This window comes from Arsenophonus endosymbiont of Aleurodicus floccissimus, assembly GCF_900343025.1.
In the GTDB taxonomy this organism is placed as follows: domain Bacteria; phylum Pseudomonadota; class Gammaproteobacteria; order Enterobacterales; family Enterobacteriaceae; genus Arsenophonus.
The window spans coordinates 41,398-60,285 of record NZ_OUND01000002.1 but is presented as its reverse complement, the minus strand read 5'-3'; the positions used below and the strand labels follow the sequence as shown (position 1 = coordinate 60,285).

The 18,888-nt window shown below is 34.0% G+C and carries 12 protein-coding genes and 9 pseudogenes; 10 read left to right on the top strand and 11 right to left on the bottom strand.

The window, feature by feature from the left end:
- Positions 1 to 11 precede the first annotated feature (11 nt).
- The 4 genes and pseudogenes from ARADI_RS20895 to cutA form a co-directional block, all read right to left on the bottom strand.
- Complete coding sequence (locus ARADI_RS20895; protein WP_119711687.1) at positions 12 to 185, bottom strand: helix-turn-helix transcriptional regulator; 174 nt, start codon at positions 183 to 185, stop codon at positions 12 to 14.
- Between the two features lie 205 nt (positions 186 to 390).
- Positions 391 to 684 (bottom strand): hypothetical protein, encoded by a 294-nt coding sequence (locus ARADI_RS07690; protein WP_119711686.1) that lies wholly within the window; start codon positions 682 to 684, stop codon positions 391 to 393.
- Positions 685 to 754: 70 nt separating this feature from the next.
- Complete coding sequence (locus ARADI_RS20890; protein WP_119711954.1) at positions 755 to 1,003, bottom strand: helix-turn-helix domain-containing protein; 249 nt, start codon at positions 1,001 to 1,003, stop codon at positions 755 to 757.
- Positions 1,004 to 1,378: 375 nt separating this feature from the next.
- Positions 1,379 to 1,703 (bottom strand): annotated as a pseudogene (gene cutA, locus ARADI_RS07680) (divalent cation tolerance protein CutA).
- Positions 1,704 to 1,900: 197 nt separating this feature from the next.
- Here cutA and ARADI_RS07675 point away from each other — a divergent pair.
- From ARADI_RS07675 to polA, 4 genes and pseudogenes are all read left to right on the top strand, one after another.
- A pseudogene (locus ARADI_RS07675) lies at positions 1,901 to 2,175 on the top strand (YihD family protein).
- Between the two features lie 18 nt (positions 2,176 to 2,193).
- Positions 2,194 to 3,183, top strand: a pseudogene (locus tag ARADI_RS07670) (serine/threonine protein kinase).
- A gap of 32 nt (positions 3,184 to 3,215) precedes the next feature.
- The gene (gene dsbA / locus ARADI_RS07665) at positions 3,216 to 3,836 is read left to right on the top strand and encodes a thiol:disulfide interchange protein DsbA (protein WP_119711953.1); all 621 of its coding nucleotides are present in this window, start codon (positions 3,216 to 3,218) and stop codon (positions 3,834 to 3,836) included.
- Positions 3,837 to 4,219: 383 nt separating this feature from the next.
- Entirely contained in the window at positions 4,220 to 7,012 is a 2,793-nt protein-coding gene (gene polA, locus ARADI_RS07660; RefSeq protein WP_119711952.1) for a DNA polymerase I, read from the top strand.
- A 471-nt stretch (positions 7,013 to 7,483) separates the two neighbouring features.
- Here the strand turns inward: polA and yihA are convergent, their stop codons facing one another.
- Positions 7,484 to 8,116 (bottom strand): ribosome biogenesis GTP-binding protein YihA/YsxC, encoded by a 633-nt coding sequence (yihA, locus tag ARADI_RS07655; protein WP_238149360.1) that lies wholly within the window; start codon positions 8,114 to 8,116, stop codon positions 7,484 to 7,486.
- 285 nt (positions 8,117 to 8,401) lie between these two features.
- Between yihA and ppiA the strand changes: the two genes are divergently transcribed.
- The 4 genes from ppiA to ARADI_RS20885 all read left to right on the top strand — a co-directional run bounded on the left by ppiA (position 8,402) and on the right by ARADI_RS20885 (position 10,999).
- Entirely contained in the window at positions 8,402 to 8,968 is a 567-nt protein-coding gene (ppiA, locus tag ARADI_RS07650) for a peptidylprolyl isomerase A (protein WP_119711684.1), read from the top strand.
- A gap of 220 nt (positions 8,969 to 9,188) precedes the next feature.
- Positions 9,189 to 9,362 carry a hypothetical protein gene (locus tag ARADI_RS07645; RefSeq protein ID WP_182853152.1) on the top strand — a complete coding sequence of 58 codons (174 nt, stop codon included), beginning with the start codon at positions 9,189 to 9,191 and terminating at the stop codon, positions 9,360 to 9,362.
- A 620-nt stretch (positions 9,363 to 9,982) separates the two neighbouring features.
- Positions 9,983 to 10,558, top strand: coding sequence for an aminodeoxychorismate synthase component II (locus tag ARADI_RS07640; protein WP_119711683.1), 576 nt, complete (start codon positions 9,983 to 9,985; stop codon positions 10,556 to 10,558).
- 234 nt (positions 10,559 to 10,792) lie between these two features.
- On the top strand, positions 10,793 to 10,999 hold the full coding sequence (locus tag ARADI_RS20885; RefSeq protein ID WP_369406984.1) for a DUF488 domain-containing protein: 207 nt from the start codon (positions 10,793 to 10,795) through the stop codon (positions 10,997 to 10,999).
- A gap of 366 nt (positions 11,000 to 11,365) precedes the next feature.
- Here the strand turns inward: ARADI_RS20885 and crp are convergent, their stop codons facing one another.
- The 4 genes and pseudogenes from crp to ARADI_RS07615 all read right to left on the bottom strand — a co-directional run bounded on the left by crp (position 11,366) and on the right by ARADI_RS07615 (position 14,709).
- Positions 11,366 to 11,998 (bottom strand): cAMP-activated global transcriptional regulator CRP, encoded by a 633-nt coding sequence (crp, locus tag ARADI_RS07630; RefSeq protein WP_119711682.1) that lies wholly within the window; start codon positions 11,996 to 11,998, stop codon positions 11,366 to 11,368.
- Positions 11,999 to 12,540: 542 nt separating this feature from the next.
- Positions 12,541 to 13,425, bottom strand: a pseudogene (locus ARADI_RS07625) (phosphoribulokinase).
- A gap of 93 nt (positions 13,426 to 13,518) precedes the next feature.
- A pseudogene (locus ARADI_RS07620) lies at positions 13,519 to 13,729 on the bottom strand (YheU family protein).
- Between the two features lie 3 nt (positions 13,730 to 13,732).
- Positions 13,733 to 14,709 (bottom strand): annotated as a pseudogene (locus ARADI_RS07615) (hydrolase).
- A gap of 100 nt (positions 14,710 to 14,809) precedes the next feature.
- Here ARADI_RS07615 and ARADI_RS07610 point away from each other — a divergent pair.
- A complete protein-coding gene (locus tag ARADI_RS07610) occupies positions 14,810 to 15,412 on the top strand; it encodes a LysE family translocator (protein WP_119711681.1) in 603 nt (200 codons plus the stop codon).
- Here ARADI_RS07610 and murP read toward each other — a convergent pair.
- Positions 15,409 to 16,875, bottom strand: a pseudogene (gene murP, locus ARADI_RS07605) (PTS N-acetylmuramic acid transporter subunit IIBC). The gene ARADI_RS07610 and the pseudogene murP overlap by 4 nt on opposite strands.
- 54 nt (positions 16,876 to 16,929) lie before the next feature.
- Positions 16,930 to 17,799, bottom strand: a pseudogene (murQ, locus tag ARADI_RS07600) (N-acetylmuramic acid 6-phosphate etherase).
- 251 nt (positions 17,800 to 18,050) lie between these two features.
- On the opposite strand from murQ, the pseudogene ARADI_RS07595 reads away from it, so the two are divergent.
- A pseudogene (locus ARADI_RS07595) lies at positions 18,051 to 18,868 on the top strand (MurR/RpiR family transcriptional regulator).
- The last annotated feature ends 20 nt before the right edge of the window (positions 18,869 to 18,888 follow it).

Genomic DNA, 18,888 nt, shown 5'->3' with positions numbered 1-18,888 from the left:
TACTATTTAATTTATTTAATAAATTTTATTTCATTTTTTAGAAATTTTTGCGGAATATATCTATCAAATTCCGTTGATTTGCAGTATTCAATCAGTTGTCTTAAACAATGTACGTCCACTTTTTTATAAATATTCTTCAGATGGACTTCTACTCTTTGGATGGCAATATTTAAAAATCTCGCTATTTATTTACTACTAAGTTTTTGATGAGCAAGAAAAATGATATCAAGTTCTCTATTGGAAAAAAGATCATTTGGAGGAGTGAATAAATATACTGAAGGATGGGATATGTTTATGCCTAAGTTAGCTAATTCACGTCCGTGATAAATTGTTCCTATAATTTCGCCAGATTCGCTATAGAACGGTCGTTTTTCAAAAAAAGTAGGGTTTTTAATTTTTTTTTTCTTTAAAATTAAATGAGGTCTGAATTACAGCCTCTTTTTTGTCATTAAAAATCACATTGTTATCATGTATTATCAAATCTGAGGATAATTCTGCAACAGGATGAGGTAATTCGCTATCAAGTATACCTTCTATGTTAAAATCGAGTTTTATCCTTAGATGACTAAAGTTATTAACATAAACATATCTCGAGTTTAAATCTTTAATTCCCCAGGGATCTTTCTCATGTTTTAAAAATGAGTGCAAACTACCTAACTCCTTGTCTGATATAGTTTTTCCCATTGAAGTAACCTTTTTATTTTAAAATGGCTAAATCTTTTTTATGAAAAAATGATATCTTTTGCTTTGATTTTTAAATTTTTATTAAATTTAGTAGGCGCAGCGTTAATTTTTTTACGATAAGATTACGGCAGGACATATTTAAATAGTGATTTGGCCATATTTTAAACGGATGAATGCTAAATTGTTCAGTAATAATTTGTTTATCTTTTGAATATGATTGAATAGAGGTATTTGCTAATGTTTGTGAATTTACTTTAAATTTTGAAGAAATATCTGACGGGCTCGCACTGTTTTTTTGTAACTCATCATTAACTTTGATGAAACGCTAAATATGCATAAAACTAACAAACATTTTTGATTCCTCATTTTAAAGTGACAATTATCAGTTGGGTATAGATTTGCAGGAGGTAAAACCTCGTTTGTTAGAATTTCCTGACGTAAATATTACTTGAACCTAACCAAATTGTCTTACACGAAACAACAGTTAATTAAAGAATTTATATTTAATTCTCGTATTTAATATGGTTAATGATAGATTTATCATATTTGTTGCAATAAAGAAAAACGCTGATAATTATTATTAGCGTTTTTTGGTAATAAAAGATTTATTTTCTAAAAATAGGTTATTTTTAACACAGTAGGTAGTTAATGCGTTCTCATCAATATATTATGCTAAAAATTTGGTGATATTTATTTAATTTAAAGATTTTTTAAGCCATGACAAATAATTGCTATCGCCATCGGTTACTGTTATTGCTAACAACTCGGTAACTTGGTAAGGATGATGAGTTTTAATGTGCGAAAAAAATTTTTCTTGTAAAGTGACATGTGTTTTGATGAGCATTTGTATTTCAGTTTGTTGTTCTAGCTTATCTTGCCAGTAATAAAACGAAATAGCTTTTGGTAACAGCGTAACGCAAGCAGCGAGTTTTTTGGCAAGCAATTGTTTAGTAATTTTTTGCGGTTGCTTAATCGGGTGCTGTACAGAGAACAATGCGAATACCTTCATTATTGCTAATGCGATATGATCAAAATTAAATTTGTTAAGTTGATTTATTATAAATATGTTTATCTATTAGATAGTTGATATTTTAACTCAATACATAATAGTAACTAATAAAAAAATAATTTTTATGTTAAATGACAAAGTAACGCTTTCTCTAGCAGATAAAGCTTGGTAATTTGTATAAATAATTTGTTAGTAAGGTATTGAAAAATGAAATATCATTGGTTAAACGAAGTTATTGAACTTGCTGCAACCCTTATGTGGCAGGAATATTCAGAATTAAATTTGGCGCAATTATTGCGAAAATTAGCTGATGAAGCTGGTTTTAAAGGGGATTTATGTGATTTGACTGACGATACTTTGATCTATTATTTAAAAATGCGTAACTCTCCAACGGAAGCCCCGCAATACCTGGCTTGCAAAAAGATCACGAAGATGATTTCAAAACAGCGCTTTTACGTGCTCGTGGCATCATTAAAGATTAACCTGATAGAGATAATAAAGTGACACAGCAAAGTGCTTTTCATTTCAAAACGATTACCCATGATTTAATTTATGATGCGTTAATAGAAGTTGGATTATACCCTGATTCAGGAATAATTGAGTTGAATAGTTATGAAAATCGGGTTTACCATTTTCTAAATGAACAGCATAAACATTACGTTGTTAAATTTTATCGACCAACGCGTTAGAGAATCGGACTCAGATCCAAGAAGAACACGATTTTATGTTGCTTTTGTATGAAGCTGGTTTATTGGTTATTGCTCTTCTATTTTTCGCTAGGCAGACTGTATTCGAGTATCGAGGTTTTTTGTACGCTGTTTTTCCGAGTGTTGGAGGACGGCAATATGAGACTGATAACTTGTTACAGTTGGAAGAGGTAGGTCGATTCATAGGACGCATTCATCAAATAGGATACCAACACCATTTTTCTACCAGGCCAACTATTGGAGTTGATGAATATTTAATTACTCCTCGTAACATTTTAGCAAATACTCCTTTACTACCCGGAAATTAAAACAAAATTTTCTATTCATCCTTGATGAACTTATTGTTGAAGTAAAAAACGTTGGTCGCAACCGTATAGTTATCTTCGCTTACAGGGTGATTGTCATCCTGGTAATATTTTGTGGCGAGATGGCCCTTTTGTTGTTGACTTTGATGATGCTCATAATGGTCCAGCAATACAAGATTTATGGATGCTTTTAAACGGCGAATGGTGGGAACAACGAATTCAACTTGAAATATTATTAGAAGTTTATACTGAGTATACTCATTTTGATAATCAACAGTTGGCACTGATTGAGCCTTTACGAGTAATGAGGATGATTCATTATTTATCATGGATTGTTCGGCGTTGGGAAGATCCGGCTTTTCCGCGAGCTTTTCCTTGGATGATTGAATATCATTTTTGGTGTAAACAGCAGTTACTTTTTTCTGAACAGATCAATGCGCTAAATGAGCAGCCTTTGCAACACGGTTTAATATATTAGTAAATGGAAAATATTTTTGGAGAATGGGTAATATGAATAAATTTTGGTTAGCTTTAATAGGGTTAGTACTGTCTTATGGTGTTTCCGCCGCAAATTACACGGAGGGTACTGAATTTATCAAAATAGAAAAAGCAGTACAAAACGCACCTCGCGTCGTAGAGTTTTTTTCTTTTTACTGTCCACATTGTTATCAATTTGAATCCATCTATCATGTATCCCAAATCGTAGCAAAAAATTTACCTAAAGACATTAAAATGGAACGCTACCATGTTGATTTTTTGGGGCCATTAGGCGCTGAATTAACAAAAGCCTGGACGGTAGCAATGGTGTTGAAGGTTGAGGATACAGTGTCACCATTGTTGTTTGAAGGGATCCAAAAAACAGAATCGATAAATACTCCTGCTGATATTAAAGCTGCATTCATTAAAGCTGGCGTCAAAAGTGAAGAATATGATGCAGCGCTAAACAGTTTTGTCGTTAAATCGTTGGTTGTAAAACAACAGCAAGCAGTAGAAGAGTTTCAATTACGTGGTGTGCCGGCTATTTTTGTTAATGGTAAATATATGATACGTAAGAATGGCATAACGATTAAAGATGTCAATAATTACGCTAAAGCTTATTCTAATGTTGTAAACTTTTTAATTAATAAATAAGTAAGCCTTTTTTCCACCTTTTTTAATAGCGCCATGTTGTACCAACGGTTTAACATATTGGTACAGCAGCGGATTTTTCCTGTTTTTTGGCATATTATTCTGTAATATCCACAAAAAAATGTTAACCGACAAAAATAGCAGCGCGATATTATTTTTATCCGTAACGTCTTGATTATCATTTAATATTGTTTTCTAAGCTAAATCTGTTTAACTATTGAATATAGTATAATAAGAAGATTTACACACAATTTTATCCACAGGATGTTCTAGTGCTATAAGCGGTGGAAAAGTGACAAATTGAAAATAAATTCAGACAAAATTCGTCTCTCTCGCATGAGTGTGGCATTCTATCAATATGAATTATTTTGATGATGAAAAAGACTATGGCTCAAGTTATAGAAAACCCATTTATCCTAGTTGATGGTTCCTCTTACTTTTACCGTGCATATCATGCTTTTCCCCCATTAACCAATAGTGCAGGGGAGCCAACCGGTGCTATGTATGGTGTTCTTAACATGTTGCGTAGTTTAATTATGCAATATCATCCGAGCCATATTGCGGTAGTGTTTGATGCTAAAGGGAAAACTTTCCGGGATGAATTATTTGAGCAATATAAATCTCAACGACCAATAATGCCCGATGATTTGCGTGAACAAATAGCGCCGCTACATGAAATGGTTGCTGCTATGGGACTTCCTTTATTGGTTGTAGCTGGTGTCGAAGCAGATGATGTAATAGGGACATTAGCTTTACAGGCTAGTAAGAAAGGATTGCCTGTACTGATAAGTACAGGAGATAAAGACATGGCTCAATTAGTGACCGCTGATATAACACTCATTAATACCATGACAAACACTATCTTAGGGCCAACAGAAGTTGTTGATAAATATGGTGTGCCACCTGAGTTGATGATCGATTTTCTCGCGTTGATGGGAGACTCTTCCGATAATATTCCTGGTGTACCAGGTGTAGGAGAAAAAACGGCATTAGCTTTATTGCAAAGAATTGGCGATCTGGCCACAATTTATAATGATTTGTCTGCAATTGCTCCGTTAGGGTTTCGTGGATCGAAAATATTAGCAGAAAAAATGGCACAACATAAAGACATTGCTTTTTTATCTTATAAATTAGCGACAATTAAGACTAATGTTGATTTAACTACAGATTATGATGGATTGATTATGCAGGCGCCTGATATTGAAAAGTTACACGCGCTTTTTAGTCATTACGAATTTAAGCGTTGGTTAGTTGATTTACAAAATGGTAGTTGGCTAACGAAAAAAACAGCTAAATCTGCAACTACTATATCTGATAACAATAGCGATATTTCTTTAGCTAAAGAGCCTGTAACCCTACTATCAACAGAGCATTATCAAACGATATTGACCAAAGCTGATTTGATGCAATGGGTTGAAAAATTGCAATCGGCAAAGAGTTTTGCCTTTGATACTGAAACTGACAGCCTTGATACCCTATCGATAAATTTGGTTGGGCTCTCTTTTGCTATTGAAAAAGGTAACGCTGCTTATCTTCCGCTGGGGCATGATTATCTTGATGCGCCACAACAATTACCTTTAGATGAGGTGTTAGCGGCGATAAAACCGGTATTAATTGACCAAAATATTCAAAAGATTGATCAGAATTTAAAATTCGATTACAGCGTGATGGCCAATTATGATATTGAATTAAAGAATATGGCCTTTGATACAATGCTGGAATCTTATATATTAAATAGTGTTGCCGGCTTTGGTCGTCATGATATGGATAGTTTGGCGCAAAGGCATCTCAATCATAAAACCATAACTTTTGAAGAGATTGCCGGCAAAGGAAAAAATCAGTTAACATTCAATCAAATCCCCCTTGAGCAAGCGTCAACTTATGCAGCCGAAGATGCCGACGTCACATTATTATTACACCAGACGCTTTGGCCTCAACTTGAAGCAGAACCTAAATTAAAAGAAGTTTTTCAACAGATAGAAATGCCGTTAGTACCGGTATTAGCCCGGATGGAGCGGGTTGGGGTGCTTATCGATGCAAATAAGCTGGCTAAGCAATCTCAGGAGATAGCAAGCCGATTAATGGAAATTGAAAAAGAAGCTTATGCTATCGCTGAACAAGAATTTAATTTGGCATCACCTAAACAATTACAAGCTATTTTGTTTGAAAAACTTCAACTGCCAGTGGTGAAGAAAACCCCGAGTGGGGCACCTTCCACTAATGAGGAAGTTCTAGAAGAGCTGGCCTTTAGTCATGAACTGCCAAAAATTATTCTGCAACACCGTAGCTTATCAAAATTGAAATCGACTTATACCGATAAACTACCCATGATGATCCATCCAAAAACGAAACGGGTACATACTTCCTATCATCAGGCAGTAACAGCGACTGGTAGACTCTCTTCCCGTGATCCTAATTTACAAAATATTCCAGTTAGGACTGAGGAAGGGCGAAGGATTCGTCAAGCGTTTATTGGTCGTGAGGGTTATAAAATTGTAGCTGCAGATTATTCGCAAATTGAATTGCGTATTATGGCTCATCTTTCGCAGGATAAAGGATTGCTTGATGCTTTTGCCGAAGGACAAGATATTCATAGAGCAACAGCCGCAGAGGTTTTTGGGGTATTGTTGACCGATGTGACTAGTGAGCAGCGCCGTAGCGCAAAAGCAATTAATTTTGGTTTAATTTATGGTATGAGCGCTTTTGGACTGTCCCGTCAGTTAGGAATTACTCGTGGCCAAGCACAGCATGATATGGATCGTTATTTTGAGCGCTATCCTGGTGTTTTAAGTTATATGGAACGTACCCGCAAGCAAGCTGCGGAGCAAGGTTATGTCGAAACGCTAGCAGGACGGCGACTTTATTTACCCGATATTAATTCCCGCAATGCAATGCGACGTAAAGCATCAGAACGTGAAGCAATTAATGCACCAATGCAAGGAACAGCAGCAGATATTATAAAAAAAGCGATGATCACATTAGATAAATGGATTGAAACGGTAAAGCCTGATCTCTATATGTTGATGCAAGTACACGATGAATTAGTTTTTGAAATAAAAGCGTCTGCTGTTGAGCGGTCACAACAAAAAATCCGTCAGTTAATGGAGTACAGTATGCAATTAACCGTTCCACTAAAAGTTGATATTGGTATTGGTGATAATTGGGATGAAGCACATTAAAAAGAAAAAGCGGCATTTATGCTTAATTGTCGATAAGAATTTTAAGTAAACTAACTTATTTTACTCGTGACAAAATAATGTAGTAGGTAATAACTTACTTTTGTGAGTATGATCGACCAAAATGTTTTAGTAAATCAGACAGCTTTTATCACTAAGAATGCGTGTTTTTTACTAATTATACGCTAAAGTTATTAAAAAATTAGTATTTATTACATAAAGTTATGTTATGGCTTACATTCAATCGAAAAAAATAACAAAAAACTTTTTTTATTCGTGAAATAAAGTAAAGTAATTGACGTAGGGTACTACACAGAGGTAAAATGTTATTTTTTTAAAATTTACTACTTATGTAATAAGATAAGCTAATTATTAAGCTAAGCTGCTCTAGTCAAATAATTGACTGGAGCATTTTTTTTTATTTGTTTGTAAAAAATGTGACAGTAGTGATAGATAAAGCCCTCTAATTATCCATCATGTAGAGTAATTATGCTCAGAATGGTGCTCATTGAACCATTCATCTAATTTAAGCTGTAATTTATCAATACCTATTTTTTTCAATGAAGAAAAGATTTCAACTTGTATATTACCCGCCACTGTATTTAATCTATTACGTACTGCTATGATTTGAGCTTTTTGTTTATTGGGTACTAGTTTGTCTGCTTTGGTTAGCAATACCAATATCGGGATATTCATTGCTATAGACCATTCAATCATTTGTATATCTATATCTTTTAATGGATGACGAATGTCCATTAATATTATCAATCCTTTTAAACATGTTCTTTTTTGTAAATATTCACTTAATGCTTGTTGCCATTGGCGTTTAATCGATTCAGGGACTTCTGCGTAGCCGTAGCCAGGTAAATCAACCAGCCTAATACCCTTTGCAACTTCGAACAAATTGATTAGCTGTGTTCTGCCAGGTGTTTTACTGGTACGGCCTAGATTTTTTTGTTGGGTAAGTGCATTTAATGCACTGGATTTACCGGCGTTAGAACGTCCAGCGAAGGCAATTTCTATACCATGATCGTTTGGTAAATGGTGAATATCAGGTGCGCTTGTGACAAATTTTGTCTGGTGATAATTATAATTTTTGTTTGTCATCATTGTTTTTCGCTGATTTTGGCTTAAATTAGAGAAATTATACCTTTAAGAGGATAAATTAAGATAGTGATAGCTAGATGAAAGATAGATTATTATGTGTTAATGAATTTTATTAAAAATAACATTTTTTACATAAGAAAAAAATATGGAATGTGACAGAATAGATCCCATTATTTAATTATGGTCAATTTAGGCCAGTTATGTATTTTTACTTAGTATAATGACCTGACGGTACTAAATTTTAGCTTACATTTTCATCTAAAATATAAATTAAAAGGAACTTGAATGTTAAAACGTTTTTTTGTGCCGGTACTGGTAGCGTATATGGTTAGTATCTCTTCATTTGCTGTTACAGCAGGAGATACTATCGTTAAATTAGTGACTTCAGAAGGCGAGATCGAACTTGAGTTAAATAATAAAGCAGCGCCTGTTACAACGGAGAATTTCATTCAGTATGTAAAAGCAGGTTACTATCAAAATACTATTTTCCATCGTGTGATCCCAGGTTTTATGATCCAAGGTGGTGGTTTTATTAGTGATTTGCAACCTCAATTAAATATTCGCTCGCCAATCAAAAATGAAGCTGATAATGGGTTACGTAATTTACGTGGAACCATTGCAATGGCGCGTACAACAGCTAAGGATAGTGCTACTAGCCAATTTTTTATCAACATAGCAGATAATGCATTTTTAGATCATGGCCAACGCGATTTTGGTTATGCTGTTTTTGGTAAAGTAATTAAAGGAATGGATGTTGTTGACAAAATTTCGAAAGTAAAAACAAAAGATATTGGTCCTTACCAAAATGTGCCAACTCAAGAAATAAAAATTATTTCTGCCAGTATTGAATAATTTATCTAATAGCAGGAAATATTTTTTTGCTATTACATTTAACGTAATTGCCGATATTTAATTACAATAAGAAAACTAAAATAATTTTACCTGTCTTTATCTTGTTGTTAATGAGGAATTATTGTTTGAGTAAGTATTACCTAGTTGCCAGAAATTAATAGAAAATATTGTTGAACTGAAAATAGAACATAAAAATAATCAATTTTCAGACTTACTGAATATGGCGCCTATGTTTACTTATTTTTTGGATGAAAAATTTGAATATACTCCAGTCAAAATGGTTCGATTTTCTGAAAAAACACAAGTGCTTATTACAAGTTTACCTACATTGAGTCGGGCATTGGAAACATTAGAAATTGATGGTTGGAAATTAGTTGTAGTGCAACGGGGGTAAGGAACCGCTACTGATTTAAGACGGAAAACTGTATTTATTTTAAATCGAGGATTGAATCATCCTAATTTGACTATTTAAGCGTTATCCCATGAAATTGGGCATATTTTTTATGCAGCAAAACCAAATATAAAATCTAAATCAAATTTTGTTTCTCATTTTTTAGCCAGTGAAGGTGCTGCAACGATTAAAAATATTGAGATCCAACGAGAAATTATTAATCACATGGCAGTGGATATTGGAATTATGGCAAATCCAAGAAATATAGAATGTTATAATGAAGTCTATGATAATTATCTTATTGATAACAAATTTGATGAAGCGACTAAATATATTGGTGAAATTTATCGAAATAACATCAAATAATTTAAAACCTTATGGTCAAGATTATAACGAAGTTTATAATAGTTTATAGTAATCCTTTATCATTATTCTCATTTATAATTATTGTGTTTATTTATTAAAATGAAACATTTTGATTGATTTTTGTAAGCCATTTTTTCTACGGTTATGGTATGATAACCCACGTTATTGTTATGGTATAATAATCTGTATAATTTGCCTTAATAATAAAGTTCATAATTAAGGAATTATTACTATAAAAATCATTTGGATAGCTAGTTATGCTTTTGATAATTGATAACTATGATTCGTTTACTTATAACCTTTATCAATATCTTTGTGAATTAGGAGTTGATGTTGTAGTTAAACGTAATGATGCAATAACTATCTCGGAGATAGAAACATTAGCGCCGACACATTTAGTTATTTCACCGGGTCCATGTACACCTAATGAGGCGGGTGTTTCACTAAATACAATTTCATATTTTGCCGGTAAGATCCCAATTTTTGGGGTTTGCCTTGGTCACCAGGCGATTGGTCAGGCTTTTGGTGCTTCAATTGTCAAAGCGAGAGAAGTAATGCATAGCAAGGTATCTGCAATTCATCATAACCAGCAAGGTATTTTTAAAGGATTAAATCGTCCATTACAGGTTACTCATTACCATTCTTTGGTGATTGATGCCGGAACTTTACCCGCTACTTTTGAAGTTACTGCCTGGACGCTACATGATGGAAATATTGATGAAATTATGGGTATTCGGCATAAAACACTACCTATTGAGGGCGTCCAGTTTCATCCAGAAAGCATCTTGAGTGAGCAAAGACATGAGTTATTGAATAATTTTCTAAAGTATTAATTTATTACAAATTAGATCATGTCTAACTATTTATTTCAATGATAAGTATAACTATCAACGTTAGAAAAATAGGTTTTATTTTGCTTCAAATGTAAATTTCAATAGGGGAAAAGCAGTATATAGAAAATTATCTATTTAAATATGTTTTTTGTATTTATCATCGATAAAGGATTAATATTAAACATAATAAAAGAAATTTTTGTTAAATTTTTTTTATCAAAAAGTGGTACAAAGATGATAATTTGTAAACGTATTTATGCGGATAAAACCGGTAATAATGGCTATCGGGTATTGGTTGATAGAATATGGCCAAGAGGTATTAAAAAACAAGATTTTCGCTATGATGAATGGAATAAAAATGTTGCTCCATCAAATGATTTAAGAAAATGGTTTCATAAATATCCAGCAAATTTTACTCAATTTAAGCGACTTTATTTTTAAGAATTAGAAAATAATCCTGATAGTTGGCAACATTTATTACTTAAAGTAATAATCGGACTGTTTGATACTTCTTTTTTCTAGCAAAGACGAAGATCATAATAATGCGGTAGTATTAAAATCGTTTTTGGAAAATAAACTTAATAAGGTTTGATTATCATACTCTTACCATCTTATCTAGTAAATTTTATGATAGATAGTTCGGTTATTTTTAATTTTAAATATCATATTAAAGTTATATCATTATTCAGATATTCTATTTTTTATTACTATTGTAATTATATATTCATAATTCAATTGTATATTAATAATAATATAAGTTTATAAAACCAATACACTACATAAAAGTAGGTACTGGTTTATAGAATATTAACGTGTACCGTAAACGACAATGGTTTTACCGTGAGCAGAAATCAGATTTTGATCTTCTAGCATTTTTAGGATACGTCCCACTGTTTCGCGTGAGCATCCTACTATTTGACCTATCTCTTGGCGAGTTATTTTAATTTGCATCCCATCTGGATGGGTCATCGCGTCAGGTTGTTTTGCTAAATTTAATAATGTTTGCGCAATACGACCTGTAACATCCAAAAAAGCTAGATTACCGACTTTTTCAGAAGTTGTTTGTAAGCGTTTAGCCATTTGTGCTGATAATCGGATCAAGATATCTGGATTTATCTGTATTAATTGGCGAAATTTTTTATAAGAGATTTCAGCGACTTCACAGGCGCTTTTAGCTCTAACCCAAGCTGTTCGCTCTTGCCCTTCCTTAAATAATCCAAGCTCACCAATAAAGTCCCCCTGATTCAGATAGGAAAGGATCATCTCTTTTCCTTCTTCATCTTTAATCAAAACTGCAACAGAACCTTTTACAATATAATAAAGTGTTTCTGCTTTTTCGCCCTGATGAATAAGAGTGCTTTTGGATGGATATTTGTGAATATGGCAGTGTGACAAAAACCATTCAAGAGTCGGGTCTGTGTGTGGTTTGCCGAAAACCATTCGCTTAATCCTCTAATGTTATTGCAGCCTAAATATGAAAATACCAATCTTCATAAGGCTAGCTTATCTTATAAAATTCTAACATAGCATACTAACTTGTTTAGTTTGGAAAAGTTAATATTAACTATAGGGTATATTGATTCGGAATTTTTGGTATTGATCTTAACCATACTATAAATGTGCTTTTGCTTTGTAGCATAATAAAAGCATCCTGTCTCTACTGTCTCGATTCAGTCATGTTGTATAGACCAAATAATCCATATTTTAGCAATAAGTTGATTAGTTTTATTGTGTTTATTAATAAGTATGACAAAGTAAATATTACATTTAAAAATTAAACCGAAATAATAATATATTATTTCATAAGTTATCAAATTATAGCAAAAATAAATATTAACATTATAATATAATTACGTTATTAAATAGAAAATATTACCGCGATTATTATGATATACGGAAAAGATAATTTTATGCATAGTTTGAACTTTAAAATGGTTATAAGAATAAAAAATTGATATAAGTAAAAATATAATGCTGTGTTTTTAGCTTATTTTATGGATAATTTTATTATTAGTGGCAAGCTTTTTTACTAATGGGGTCATAATTAACTCCAATACTAAACCTAGTTTTCCACCTGGAATAACTAATGTGTTCATTGAAGAAATAAATGAATTGTGTAGCATGGATAAAAGATAGGGAAAATCGATCTCGGTCAGACCATTAAATCGGATAACTATAAAACTTTCATCTGGTGAAGGAATCGCTTTAGCGGCAAAGGGGTTAGAGGTATCAACGGTTGGAACACGTTGAAAGTTGATATGAGTGCTAGAAAATTGTGGGGTGATATATTTATTTAATGTAATCTCCTATTGAGTGGATAACTGAATCGATCACAGCTTCTCTTGAATGACTCCGTTCTGATGTATCATGAATTAGTTTCTGGATCCATTCAAGACTAACAATAGGCACAACACCGACTAACAAATCTACATGTTTAGCCACATTATATTTTGATGTTACAACCCTACCATGTAACCCTTCATAAAATAGTATATTGGTATTTTTAGATAATGCTTCCCATGGTGTAAAAGGCCCAGGTTGAAGATTATAAGGGACGGCTTCATCGTAGGTGCGTAAATAGCGCCGGCGTTTTCCTGTCCCTTTTTCGCCATACTCGATTAAACTTTGTTCAAGCAGACCAAAATCATTGGATTCAGGTCCAAAATAACTAATATGACGACTCTGTTTTTTAGCTTTACGAATAGCAACATCCATTTCAGGGCGAGTATAACGATGAAAGCTATAACCTTCAATGGTTGCTGCCGAAAGCTTTAACTGATAAAGATTTTTTGAAATGCAAGGTTGGTGGTGCTGGTGCCCGCACCACTGTAGCCTGTTACTGTAATGATCGGATGATTAGCTGACATAAGTAAGTGGCTTCCATTACGCATTCAGATAATATAATGTTTTAACTTACAATAACGTAAAACTTCTTTTTATATAGCGATGTATACAGTTATTTAAGAATATAATTGTGTTTTTGGCAAAATATTTTCTTTTCATGTAATTCAGACCAGACAAGCACAACACTTCCTAAGTGTTGCTTAATATCCTCAACTTTTTCTTCCAGCGTTTTCTCATTTTACCATAATCCGTTCCTTCTCGTAACACAAAGCTTTCAATCAAATTATTTAAAGTTTCTGCTGCTAGCTGTTGCCATAGAATGATCATAAATTATGGCTCTAGATATGGGGTTAACCAATCAGGTATGCGTTGCTCAAGCCATATTTTAGGCTGTTTTAATGTGCCACTAACAAACCCAACGTGACTACCATGTTCTGTCATTTGATACTCAATATTAGCGGGTAATTGGTTGATATCCGGTACAACTTCAGGCGCCATAAAAGGATCATCTTTTGCATGAATAATTAGTGTTGGCACACGGATATTCGGTAGCCGAGGCAGAGCACTACATTGATGATAATAATGCGCTGTATCTTTAAAACCGTGTATTTTGGCTGTGATGACATTATCAAAATCACGCAGCCGTTTTAGCTTTTTTAGTTGTAGCAAATTAAGCGGTAATGAACCTGGGTAGCGAATCAGTTTGCGTGTTGTATTACGTTTCAGGCCGTTCAGTAAATAACGTTCATAAAATTGTGAAATCCCTTTTTCTAAACGAATTGAACAAGGTTCTAACATAAAAGGGGAGGAAATAATGACTGCTGCATTAACATCAGCATATTGTCCTGTTTTAGCTAAATAGCAAGCTAACATATTACCACCAAGTGAGTAGCCAACCACGGCAATTGGGACTTGACCGTAAATCGTTTTCTGCCATTTTAGGAAATAGCGGGCATCGGTAATTTCACCGGAATAATAAATGCGTTTTTGTCGATTAGGTTCTCCACTGCAGCCACGAAAATGCATAATTACACCAAGCCATCCTCGTCTTTTAGTCGCTTCTAACATGCCATGAGCATACGGGCTTCTAAAACTGCCTTCTAAGCCATGAAAAATGACCAGTCGAGGTTTTTATGCTTCGTAGATTGAGGATCTTCACTCCAGGCGAGATCAATAAAATCGCCATCAGGTAATTCTAGGCGTTGCCATAACGGTTTGATTTGCGGCTTTTTCCACACAATACGCGGTAGTAGTGTTTGTAAATGAGGATTTTTAGCCCAATTTATTGGTTGAAAATTTTTACTCATAATTATAAATCTAAATAATTAATTCTGCATATATCCTGATAATATATTGTCATTTTTAATATGAAAAAAAGATTAATAATAGTTAATCAAAGGATCTTAAATGAGTTATGGGCTGATATTTGCGTTATTTACTTTTTTATTCATTGTGGCGATTACTCCTGGGCCAAATAATTTATTATTTACGTCATCAGGTGCTCAGTATGGTTTGCGGCGTTCAATACCTTTAATGTTCGGCGTAATATTAGGGATCCAGAGTATTCTATTTATTTCTGCTGGTGGCCTTGCTGTTCTTTTGCTGCTTTCGCCGGTGTTACAAATTATAATGAAAATCGTTGGGAGTTTATATTTATTATGGCGTGCTTGGAAACTCGCTACATCCCACCATATGCAACTTAATACAGAGTCCAAAGTTGCTAAATCAATTAAATGGTATCAAGGGAGTTTATTACAATTCCTGAATCCAAAAGGATGGATGATGGGGTTAGGTGCGGTTAGTAGTTATAGTGTTGCTGATAACTACGCTAACTCGATTTTGATCATAAGTTTTGTTATGTTGATTGTCAATTTGATCGGTGGTTTTGTCTGGGTTGGCTTTGGTTCTTTAATCGGCATCCTGCTTCGTGGCCGTAATGTTTGGTTTATTTTTAATATTACAATGAGTATTTTTACACTCGCTTGTATCCCTTTTATTTGGTTGCATTAACTTAAATCGACATTTTTACTAACGAACAAATAGGTAAAAATAAAACTGAATAAATAGGAAATCAGTAAGCCAGCAATATAGATAAGTATACCGCTAAAAATTCCGGTTGTAGATGTCATCAATGAAATAGCAATTAATCCGGATGGGCCGAAAACCGAGTTGAGGCCAATTGGTTGACCCAACCAAGCAATTAATCCGATAAAAAAACCACCAGCGGCGCTCTGCCAAGACAAGCGGTTATAAAAGGTTTAATGCGCGGTAAAGTTACCCATATATTAAAGGTTCAGCAATACCTAACAACCCCGGGATAATTGCCCCCCGTATCTGGGGTTATGTAAGCCAGAATTCTTGGCTGCTTTGATATAGAGCGCTAATGTTGCACCAATTTGACCACCGCCTGCCATAGCCAGGATCAGGAAAAGAGGATTAAACCCTCGTGTCTCCATTAAAGCGAAATAAACCGGAATAAAACCTTGATGTACACTAAAAACAACAGCGATCAAAAATAGACCAGTTAATATCGCGGTACCAAATGGATTGTCATTTAAGTGAATAAATAGCCAATATATACCAATAAATAAATAGCTACCAATTGGCATAATAATCGTGTAAGTAATGGCGCCAACAATCAGCAATGTGATTGCGGAAGTCAATATCATATCTAAATTGGCGGGAATAATTTTTCTGATTTGTCGTTCAATAGAGGTACCACAAATACAAGCAAGTAAAATACCAATAATATTACCTTGAGGATTAATGGTGTAATTGAAAAAGGTACTCATATTGGAGAAGAAGCCTGTTGTGGCGCGCGGGATCGTAGCAGAGAATAAAAAGTGACGCAATAATGGCACCATTAATCCCTGAACCACCAAAAACTTTTTGCGTATTGTAACCAATCAAAATCCCTAGAAAAGTATAAATGCCTTCGCTAAAGACAGACATATAAAGTATTAAATGAACAAGAAAAGTCTGTTGTGTTGCCTCAGTTGGCAGACCGGCTGGATAGTATATTTGTTTGAGCAATGTTGCAAAGCCAAGTAATAAACCAATGGCAATAAAACCCGGGATGAGCGGGGTAAAGATAGTGGCAAAAGTGGATAAAAATTTATGAACGCCACTGGTTTGTTTAGTTTTTAATTGTTTTTTGTTGTCGGCGGCAATTTCTTGCAAATCATTATTAGTGTGTAATATTGTTTCTGTCTCAGAGTTGTCTGCTAATAATTGTTTCATCATGTCACTAGTAGTTTGACCATTACCTGGACCTAATACAATTTGTAGTTGTTATCACTGTCGATAATTCCTAACACACCGAGAATTTGTTTGAGGCGATTCTTGTCAACTAATTGTATGTCATGCAATGTTATGTGTAAGCGTGTCATACAGTTGCCATGCTTAATAATATTTTTAGTGCCGCCAATAGCCACCAGTATTTGACTTAGCATTTCATTAGTTATTTTTGCCATGGTACTTTTCCTGTAAAACGATTATTGATAGCCAGTTTGCTGTTTTAAGGTGGCTCAAATAAAACCATTATTATCAGCTAGTGTTTTGTTTAGCTTGTTGGGCATTTAAGCCGGCAAGGATCATAACGATAGCGGTTTTACAATGGTTATTACATGCAATAAAGGCTTGTTCTGCTGTTGTTCGATCACACTCTGTTGCAGCCATGACAATAAGCTTTTGACGTTCAATAAGTTTAGCATTGGTTGCTTCTACATCTACTATCAGGTTACCGTATACTTTTGCAATCCGTATCATAGCATCTGTAGTGATCATATTAAGGACTAATTTTTGTGCTGTGTCGGCGAGCCCGTGATTACTTCAGGGCCGACAATCGGTATTATTGCGATATTTACTATGTTGACCATTTCACTGTTGGAATTACAACTAATGCAGGCAACGGTTGCGCCTGTCGTTTTAGCATAGTTCATCGCGCCCACTACATAAGGTGTACGGCCACTTGCGGTGATACCAACTAAAACATCTTTTTGATTAAAATTAAAAGCTTTAAGATCATCATCCCCAAACTGCAGATTATCCTCAGCATTTTCTACCGCTTGAAGAATTGCTTGGTGTCCACCAGCAATTAGGCCGATTACCATGTCACGAGGACTGCTATATGTTGGTGGACACTCACTTGCATCTAAAATGCCTAAACGTCCTGAAGTGTCAGCACCGCTGTAAAACAATCTACCATTATGTTGAAAAGCATAGGTAACTTTGTCAATCACAAGCGCAATTTCAGTTAGTGTCTGCTCAACAGCAATCGGCACTTTTTTATCTTCCTGGTTAATGATTTTCAATACTTCTAAGGTTGATAATGTATCTATATTATTACTAGCTGGGTTACGACTTTCTGTTACCATTTTATTAAGATCTAATGTCATCGAATGTTTTCTACATGTCATTTTGGGGAGATATTAAGGAATTATTTATTCTTTATATGTGTTATTGATCACAAAGCGATCTATTCTTATTTCATAGTGACAAGGGAATAAGTGAAAAATGAAAATAATATTATGTTAGCTAATTTACTGTTTAATCAGCCATTAATTTATTAGAATAATAAAATAGGAATAATTTATCATAATTATTTTAATCGGGTGATCCGAATATTATGAATAGTCTTCAGTATAGTATGGCCATATTGAGTAAAATTTCATGGTTGTTACCTCAGTTAGCGTTAAATCAGCAGAAAATCGCCACCTTTATTCTTGAGTAACCACAAGCGGTATTACTGCTTTCATCACAACAAATAGCGGAACAAATAGATGTCAGTCAATCAGCAATTGTTAAATTTAGCCAGAAAGTTGGTGTCAAGGGATTCCCGGCTTTAAAACTGGCTATTAGTGAAGAGTTAGGACGTAAGCAATTACTTACTGAGCAATCACATAAAGTTATTCATAATCAGATTGCGAGTAACGATAGTTTGATGGTTATTGCACAGAAACTGGGGCAAGAAAAAATTGATTGGGTTACCGAAATAACTCGGCGAATTAATTATCAGGTTTTTAACAAAGTTCCACATTGGTTAATCATGCTCAAAGAGTACAAATTGTTGGTATTGGTGGGTCAGGATTAGTAGCAAAAGATCTCTATTATAAATTATAAAAAATAGGTATTACTACTCTTGTTGATTTAGATCACCACGTTCAAATAATAACAGCGCTAACCCTTACTGCAAAAGATATTCAGATTGCTATTTCATTTAGTGGAAAACGAAAAAATATTTGTGAAGCGGCAGCAATAGCTAAGCAGCAGGGAGCGAAAGTGATTGCCATTGCTGGTAATAAACAACAGACACCATTAGTGCAGTTAGCTGATTATGTATTGGAAAGTATTGCTAGTGAAAATGAATGACGAAGTTCGTCAATTTCTTCTCGAGCTGCCCAAAATACGTTGACCAATTTGTTATTCCTGGCGTTATTACAAAAACGGGAGGTAAAAGCCCGTTGATTAATCATAAATACCCGTTT

What these genes read in the sequence shown, in the direction of transcription:
- ARADI_RS07690 (WP_119711686.1), bottom strand. Translation starts at nt 684, where the DNA reads ATGGGAAAAACTATATCAGACAAGGAGTTAGGTAGTTTGCACTCATTT.
- polA (WP_119711952.1), top strand. Translation starts at nt 4,220, where the DNA reads ATGGCTCAAGTTATAGAAAACCCATTTATCCTAGTTGATGGTTCCTCT.
- dsbA (WP_119711953.1), top strand. Translation starts at nt 3,216, where the DNA reads ATGAATAAATTTTGGTTAGCTTTAATAGGGTTAGTACTGTCTTATGGT.
- ARADI_RS20885 (WP_369406984.1), top strand. Translation starts at nt 10,793, where the DNA reads ATGATAATTTGTAAACGTATTTATGCGGATAAAACCGGTAATAATGGC.
- ARADI_RS07645 (WP_182853152.1), top strand. Translation starts at nt 9,189, where the DNA reads ATGGCGCCTATGTTTACTTATTTTTTGGATGAAAAATTTGAATATACT.
- ppiA (WP_119711684.1), top strand. Translation starts at nt 8,402, where the DNA reads ATGTTAAAACGTTTTTTTGTGCCGGTACTGGTAGCGTATATGGTTAGT.
- ARADI_RS07640 (WP_119711683.1), top strand. Translation starts at nt 9,983, where the DNA reads ATGCTTTTGATAATTGATAACTATGATTCGTTTACTTATAACCTTTAT.
- yihA (WP_238149360.1), bottom strand. Translation starts at nt 8,116, where the DNA reads ATGACAAACAAAAATTATAATTATCACCAGACAAAATTTGTCACAAGC.
- ARADI_RS07610 (WP_119711681.1), top strand. Translation starts at nt 14,810, where the DNA reads ATGAGTTATGGGCTGATATTTGCGTTATTTACTTTTTTATTCATTGTG.
- crp (WP_119711682.1), bottom strand. Translation starts at nt 11,998, where the DNA reads ATGGTTTTCGGCAAACCACACACAGACCCGACTCTTGAATGGTTTTTG.